Annotated in this window: 8 protein-coding genes; 3 read left to right on the top strand and 5 right to left on the bottom strand. The window is 48.8% G+C overall.

Annotation, left to right across the window (positions count from 1 at the left end; genetic code table 11):
* The 3 genes from AC27K1_RS15215 to AC27K1_RS15205 form a co-directional block, all read left to right on the top strand.
* Positions 1–199 (top strand): type II toxin-antitoxin system HicA family toxin (locus AC27K1_RS15215; protein WP_487151667.1); only part of this gene is annotated, 199 nt, incomplete at its 5' end.
* A 17-nt stretch (positions 200–216) separates the two neighbouring features.
* Positions 217–624, top strand: a complete 408-nt coding sequence (locus AC27K1_RS15210; RefSeq protein ID WP_487151666.1) for a type II toxin-antitoxin system HicB family antitoxin — start codon at positions 217–219, stop codon at positions 622–624.
* A gap of 23 nt (positions 625–647) precedes the next feature.
* A complete protein-coding gene (locus AC27K1_RS15205) occupies positions 648–1,091 on the top strand; it encodes a helix-turn-helix domain-containing protein (protein ID WP_487151665.1) in 444 nt (147 codons plus the stop codon).
* A gap of 15 nt (positions 1,092–1,106) precedes the next feature.
* Here the strand turns inward: AC27K1_RS15205 and AC27K1_RS15200 are convergent, their stop codons facing one another.
* From AC27K1_RS15200 to asnB, 5 genes are all read right to left on the bottom strand, one after another.
* Positions 1,107–1,778: an acetyltransferase gene (locus tag AC27K1_RS15200; RefSeq protein ID WP_487151664.1), complete on the bottom strand. Its 672-nt coding sequence runs from the start codon at positions 1,776–1,778 to the stop codon at positions 1,107–1,109.
* A 3-nt stretch (positions 1,779–1,781) separates the two neighbouring features.
* A complete protein-coding gene (locus AC27K1_RS15195) occupies positions 1,782–2,414 on the bottom strand; it encodes a sugar transferase (protein ID WP_487151663.1) in 633 nt (210 codons plus the stop codon).
* A 120-nt stretch (positions 2,415–2,534) separates the two neighbouring features.
* Complete coding sequence (locus AC27K1_RS15190; RefSeq protein WP_487151662.1) at positions 2,535–3,761, bottom strand: glycosyltransferase family 4 protein; 1,227 nt, start codon at positions 3,759–3,761, stop codon at positions 2,535–2,537.
* Positions 3,758–4,834 carry a non-hydrolyzing UDP-N-acetylglucosamine 2-epimerase gene (gene wecB, locus AC27K1_RS15185; RefSeq protein ID WP_487151661.1) on the bottom strand — a complete coding sequence of 359 codons (1,077 nt, stop codon included), beginning with the start codon at positions 4,832–4,834 and terminating at the stop codon, positions 3,758–3,760. Before wecB ends, AC27K1_RS15190 begins: the two co-directional genes overlap by 4 nt.
* 140 nt (positions 4,835–4,974) lie before the next feature.
* A complete protein-coding gene (gene asnB / locus AC27K1_RS15180) occupies positions 4,975–6,858 on the bottom strand; it encodes an asparagine synthase (glutamine-hydrolyzing) (RefSeq protein ID WP_487151660.1) in 1,884 nt (627 codons plus the stop codon).
* Between the last annotated feature and the right edge of the window lies 1 nt (position 6,859).

The following is a 6,859-nucleotide window of genomic DNA, read 5'->3' as shown; positions in this document are numbered from 1 at the left end:
GAGTGCAGAAATCATCCGCGCCCTGGAAAAACAGGGATGGCAACGGGTCAGGGTCAAAGGCAGCCATCATCACTTCAAGCACCCTGACATTCCGGGGCTGGTAACGGTTCCGCACCCAAAGCGAGAGGTTCCCACAGGAACGTTAAGGAGCATTCTCAAGCAGGCAAACCTTCAACCTTCCGACCTTCTTTTACACTGACAGAACAGGACAAGACCATGCGTTATCCGGTCGTTTTACATACCGATGACCACCAACACTACGGCGTTACGGTACCTGACATACCCGGCTGTTTTTCAGCAGGTGACAGCATTGATGAAGCACTGGAACAGGTTGAGGAAGCCATCGCCGGTCATCTGGAAATACTCGCCGAGGACAACGCCCCCATTCCCGAGGCAGGTAAAGTGTCAGAGCATCAGAAAAATCCGGAGTATGAAGGTGGCATCTGGGCATTTGTTGATATTGATATCACGCCATACCTGGGAAAAGCAGAACGCATCAACATCACCCTGCCTCATCGCGTCCTTCATCGTATTGATGAAATGGTCAAACACAACCCTGAGTATCGCTCACGCTCTGGCTTCCTGCAGGAAGCAGCGCTGGAGAAAATCCGCCAAAGTGAATAACGCTGTGAAGGAGCAGAAAAACAATGACAGCCAATATAGAAGCATTAACGCAGCACTTTTATTTATTATTGGAGGTTGCACCCTTTCTTGAAGGCGTCCACTGTGAGGATGACTATCAAGTGGCCCTTGATGCAACGGAAGCCCTGCTTCAGTCCATCGGTGACAACCCGGACGACCCACGTAATCTGTTATTAGATATGATTACGCGCCAAATTGAAGCCTGGGAATATAAAACACATCCAATACTTTCCCAGTGGGATCAGCAGGATGGTGTTATTGCATTGCTAAAAACCCTGATTCGTCAGCATGGGCTGAAACAATCAGAGTTGCCCGATATCGGTAGCCAAGGGGTCATTTCTGAAGTGTTAAGCGGCAAACGATCACTTAATTTGAAGCAGATTCAAAAACTGGCGGCTCGTTTTCAATTACCTCAGGCTTTATTCCTGCAAGATAACAGCTTGCATTGAATCTTCAGTCAACTTCTAAGCAGACACCAGAGAACTGGCTTTTTCGTCCGTTTGTGTGACTATTGCTGTTGCGGGAATTCCGACCACCGTAGTCAATGCGTCAACGTCGCGTAAAACCACAGAACCAGCGCCAATCACTGCATGATTGCCAATAGTCACACCTTGTATAACCTGCGCTCCCATGCCGATCCAGCACAACTGGCCAACTTGGACACCACCGGCAAGACTTGCACCCGGCGATATATGTGAGCCATCACCAACAACACAATCGTGGTCAATGGATGAAACAGTGTTGATGATGCAGGCCTCGCCCACATGGGCATCAACATTAACCACAGCACCAGCAAAAACCACCGTTCCAGCACCAACCGTTGCAAAGGAGCTAACGGTTGCTGAGGGATGGAGGATTGCAGGAAAGCAAGCACCGGCCTTGGTCGCGCGCTTCAGCCAGACAATTCGCAGCGCATCATAATTCACCCCCACACCCAGCGCCATTTGCGGATACTTATCGATAAAGTTTTCCATTTCAGAGACCTTACCGATGACCTGCCATTGCCCTACCTGAGTGAGTTCAGGATAACGATCGTCCAGAAAATACACGGCATTCCAGTGCCCACTGGCAAGCGCACAATCTGCCACAACTTTTGCATGCCCACCGGCGCCAAGGATTAACAGCGGTTGTTCCATTGCTTACTCTCTGTGCTCTTTATGTTCGAGTTCTTGTTTTTCTTGAGAATTCGTACCGGTAAAAAATGGCATGGTGACGTGATCATCCGCACTGATACCTTCTCGGAACACCACTTTCTTCACTGTCATAAACAAAATTTTAATATCCAGCCAAAGTGACTGGTGGTCCACATACCAGACATCCAGTTTGAACTTTTCATCCCAGGAAATGCCATTACGACCATTGACCTGTGCCCAACCGGTAATACCAGGGCGTACATGGTGACGGCGGGATTGCTCGGGTGTATAGAGCGGCAGATACTCCATCAACAGCGGACGTGGACCAACCAGACTCATGCCGCCTTTTAGCACATTCCACAACTCGGGCAGTTCGTCCAGACTGGTGGCGCGTAGCCAGCGACCAAAATCCGTCAGACGCTCGCAGTCAGGCAAAGGTTGCCCTTCAGCATCGTATGCATCACGCATGGTACGGAACTTGATCATGTGAAATGGCCTGCCGTACAGGCCCGGTCTCTCCTGCGTAAAGAAAACAGGGCTTCCCAGGTTACGGCGTACTTTCACGGCAACGAACGCCAGCACAGGGGCAAATACGGTTAAGGCAAACAGAGAGGCAGCAATATCAAAAAAGCGTTTCATTTCAACTGTAATTTCCTGATGCAATTTGCTCGACCAACGCGAGTTGAGATGCTTGCACAGCAACCGAATTACTATCCTGTTGCTGGTTCAGCATGTCTCAATCAAAGCGATTCAAGATATTCAACAGCGCTCGGCTACCACCTCATCCAACATTGTGGCGAAGCGAGCGGCGAGTGCATCATAGCTGTGGTGCTCTTCAACGTAGACTCTTCCCGAATGCCCCATAGCTAAACGCTCGGTTGGCGACATGGAAACAAGCGTAGAGATAGCCTCAGCCAGAGCAGCAGGGTTATCAGGTGGGACTGTGATGCCAGCTTTAGCCTCTTCGATGGGATTATTTGACGACTCACAAGAGAAGATAATCGGTCGTGCACCAGCAAGGTAATCAAAAAGTTTGTTAGAGCTAATGCCAAATTTAAAAACAGGGGTGTCAATCAGGTTGAACACAAACGCATCCGCCTCTGCTGCCAAAGAAGGTATTTGTTGTTTCGGGACTGGCTCCTCGAATTCGACATTGTTCAGATCCAATTCCTGTACCAGTCGAATCAACTCTGGCTTCAGTGGTCCGTCGCCGATCATCCTCAGGCGCACGTGCTGCATTTCCGGGCGCTTCTGTAACTCGGCCATCGCTTTTAGTACGTTATGGAGACCGTTCGCCTGCCCGTGGGCCCCGAAATACATTAATGTGAAGCTATCAGATGCTGACGGAGGTATGGGCTCAGGATAGCCATCAAGCTCGACGCCATTAGGCACCCAGACGATTTTTTGCGCAGGAATCCCGAGTGGTACGATATATTTAGCTGCCTGCGGCAACAGCACGACAATACGGTCTGCACGCTGATACAGCCACTTCTCAAGATAGCGCAATGTGCGGGTGACGATGCTTTTCTCACGTAACCTTCCGAGATCGACCAGAGTTTGCGGCCACAGGTCACGAACCTCGAACACAAATGGGACGTTAAAGCGCTTGGCCAACATTGCACCCGCAGCGGCAGCGAATGGATGAACACTGGATCCAACGACAACGCCAGGCTTGTCAAGCTCGCGAGTAATCCCGGGGATCAGCACACGAAGCGCATATACCAACATGTTTATCATTCGTCCCCCGCCATTACCTTCGTACTGGGGGGTACGGATCCACATGAATGGAATGCCCTTGAAATGATCGATGCGTTTTCGCTCGCCAGCAGAAAGCCGCTGGCGCCCTGTATTGAGCTCAACACTTGCCGCTATAACTGTCGCGCGCCAGCCATGGGATAGGAGATGCCGGGCAAGGCTGTAGTGACGAGTTCCACCTGCTCCCCCAGGCTCCTGAGCGTAATGGTTCAGAATCCAGACATTTTTCACGATTCCGGGCTCTCAATAAGACTATTTACGATAAGCGACGATGCATTGCCAGCACCGTATGGCTGAACATCGGTACCATGGCTTTCGAGTGCAGAAATCATCGCCGCTGCAACACAATCAGCATTAACAGGCGGCGCAAGTCGATTCCATCCAGCCTCAATAAGTTCCGTCCATTCGGTTTCGTCACGAAGCGTAACGCATGGTACGCGGTGAAAGAAGGCCTCTTTTTGCACGCCGCCTGAGTCTGTAGCAATCAGGCGGGCGTTTTGTTCGAGCATGACCATGTCTAGATAACCCACTGGATCAATGAGCTGCACATTGGGCGGAAAAACCATCCCGAAATTCGCAATGCGTGCACACGTACGCGGATGCAGCGGTAGCACGATCGTCTGCTCAAAGGCAGCAAAGCCCGAGAGAATAGCGTCCAGGCGTTTGGAATCATCGGTGTTTTCAGCTCGGTGGATGGTGGCGAGGCTGTAAGCTTTTGACTGCAAACCGAAGCGTTCCAGTACATCGCTCCGGCCTTGGGCACGCTGGCCGTAATACAGCGCAGCGTCATACATCACATCGCCTACGCACTGTACGGCGACACCTGCAATACCCTCGTTCGACAGATGTTGGACGGCTGTCTGAGTGGGAGCGAATAACACAGTGGCTGCATGATCGGTCAGTACACGGTTAATCTCTTCTGGCATACGGCGGTTAAAAGAGCGCAACCCCGCCTCGACATGCGCGACTGGAAAGTGCAGTTTCACCGCTGCAAGCGCTCCGGCAAGAGTGGAATCCGTATCACCATAAACCAGCACCCAATCGGGCTGCTGATTCAATAGTACCTGCTCAATAGATTCAATCATCCGGCCAGTGTTCTGTCCATGGGTGCCACCACCAATCCCTAAATGGTAGGAGGGTTTGGGAATGCCCAGTTCGTCAAAGAATACATCGGACATATTGGCATCGAAATGCTGTCCAGTGTGGATGATGGATTCTGTAACGCCTTGAGCGGCAAATGCGTGTGAAACCACGGCTGCCTTGATGAATTGCGGGCGGGCACCTATGATGGTAGTAACTTTCATGACTGACTCTTTAAAATGTCGCATATAAATAACTAGCAGTTGTTTTTCTTCTGCACCCCAGTTGTAATGTTCATGAACGATACAATTGGCAGTTTTGGCTTATCTTGAGGGCGCATTATGGATGGTTGTTACTGGTTTAATCATAATCCTTTGATATATTTCCTGTTCATTCGTAGCCAAACCTCCATCGCTAGAGGATTAAAAATCTCCTTAAACCAAATTGTTTCACGCCCCTGTAATTGAGAGCAATATTCGTCGTAATGAGCCAGCAGCTGTTCACGATTTAGGAGATCCAACTTGAATATAAGTGCATCCGCATGAAAATATCTTTCAAGCACTGTCTTTCTGAGATCTTTTTTTAGCCATTCTCCTTGAGGGTTTACGAAGCCCTGCTTATCCTTTCGCCAAGTAATCTCTGATGGCAAGTATGATTCCATCGCTTTGCGCATAGCGTATTTTGTCCAGCCCTTCTTAATTTTGAATTCATTTGGTGCTGACAAAAGCAGTTCCATAAATCGATGATCAAGAAAAGGTAGACGTATCTCTCTCGACCAAGCCATTGACATTCTATCTTCAAAATGATTAAGCGTTGGAACAGAGAACCGTTTAACATCCTGAATTTGACGTGAAGAGAGAGACATTCCCGGCCTCAATCCTACATTTACCGGAAAATATTCTTTAAGCGCTAAACCAAAAATATTTCTACGCCCCCGCTGGAACCTGGAAGGAAGATACCTTTTCGCCTCCCCCCAAGAGAACTGGTTGAGTATTGAACCGTTACGCCAAAAGTCCCAAAGTACTCTAAGCGCGTTAATATAGCGCTTACTCCTCAGCAAACTTTGAACGTAAAAACCAAGGAATTTTCGATAACCGCATAGCAACTCATCCGCTCCCTGGCCACTGAGAACAACCGTAATTCCCAGCTCTTTCGCCTTTTTCATCAGTAGATAATGGGCAATATTCGAAAAGCTGCCAATAGGCGTATCTGAATGAAATGTCGCTTTTTCTAGCAAAGAAAACAACGTATCCGAGCTTAATGGAAGCTTGACCTTCTCAACTGGCCTGTTTAAATGAGCAGCAACTTTATCTATAAAGGGCGACTCGTCAAACCTTGGGTCATCACTCACCGCGGCTAATAAACGGCAGGGACCATTCTTCCCATTAATATCATCTACTGCTGCAGCGATTGCTGAAGAGTCAAGTCCGCCTGAAAGCAGTACGCCAACAGGAACGTCACTTCTCAGACGCTTTTCTACACTGTCCAGAAAAGTACTTCTGACCTGGTCGATGAACTCTTCCTCACCAGCAGGCACATCAGAGATACTTTCTATATCCCAATATAAAGATGAATCTTTCTTAAGCGTTTCTCCAGAGAAGTCAATTGAAACGACAGATGCAGGCTGAACCTGTTCAATATTAGAAAAAAATGTGTGGCATGTCGTATTCAGCAAAGATTGTGACAGATATTCGCCTACAGCCTGCATATTCAGACTAAATTCTTTTCCTGTCATTAGTAACAGCGTTTTCAGCTCAGAAGAGAAATACAGCTCTTCATCTGAAGAATAGAAGTAAAAAGGCTTTTCACCGGTTCTATCCCTCGATAGATAAACCCGTCCATCCTGCGGAGAATAATAGGCAAATGCCCACATACCATTGAAACGGCGAGTGGCCTCTTCCACCCCCCAAGTAACCAATGCCGCTAACACTACCTCCGTATCAGACCCTCCAGAGAATAACACACCCTCACTTTCTTCTAATTCGGCTTTAATTTCTAGATAGTTATAAATTTCACCGTTGTATACCAGTACCGCTCCCGTAGCAGCGTGATGCATTGGCTGACTACCCGCATCAGAAAGGTCTAGAATCGACAACCGCTGATGCCCCAGGCCATAGCACCATAAACCGATACTGGATCTGACTTCTCCCTGTGCATCGGGACCTCGATGTTTCTGTAGTGCACACGCCTGCTTCCACCGAGACTCCTGCAAATGTTCAGAGGAAAAATAACCAACAATCCCACACATC

Source organism: Kistimonas ophiarachnellae (assembly GCF_057552235.1).
Note: the sequence above shows the minus strand (reverse complement) of the source record. Positions and strands in the feature narration are given on the sequence as shown.

Coding starts and splice junctions, on each gene's coding strand:
- AC27K1_RS15210 (WP_487151666.1), top strand. CDS start 217: ATGCGTTATCCGGTCGTTTTACATACCGATGACCACCAACACTACGGC.
- AC27K1_RS15205 (WP_487151665.1), top strand. CDS start 648: ATGACAGCCAATATAGAAGCATTAACGCAGCACTTTTATTTATTATTG.
- AC27K1_RS15200 (WP_487151664.1), bottom strand. CDS start 1,778: ATGGAACAACCGCTGTTAATCCTTGGCGCCGGTGGGCATGCAAAAGTT.
- AC27K1_RS15195 (WP_487151663.1), bottom strand. CDS start 2,414: ATGAAACGCTTTTTTGATATTGCTGCCTCTCTGTTTGCCTTAACCGTA.
- wecB (WP_487151661.1), bottom strand. CDS start 4,834: ATGAAAGTTACTACCATCATAGGTGCCCGCCCGCAATTCATCAAGGCA.
- asnB (WP_487151660.1), bottom strand. CDS start 6,858: ATGTGTGGGATTGTTGGTTATTTTTCCTCTGAACATTTGCAGGAGTCT.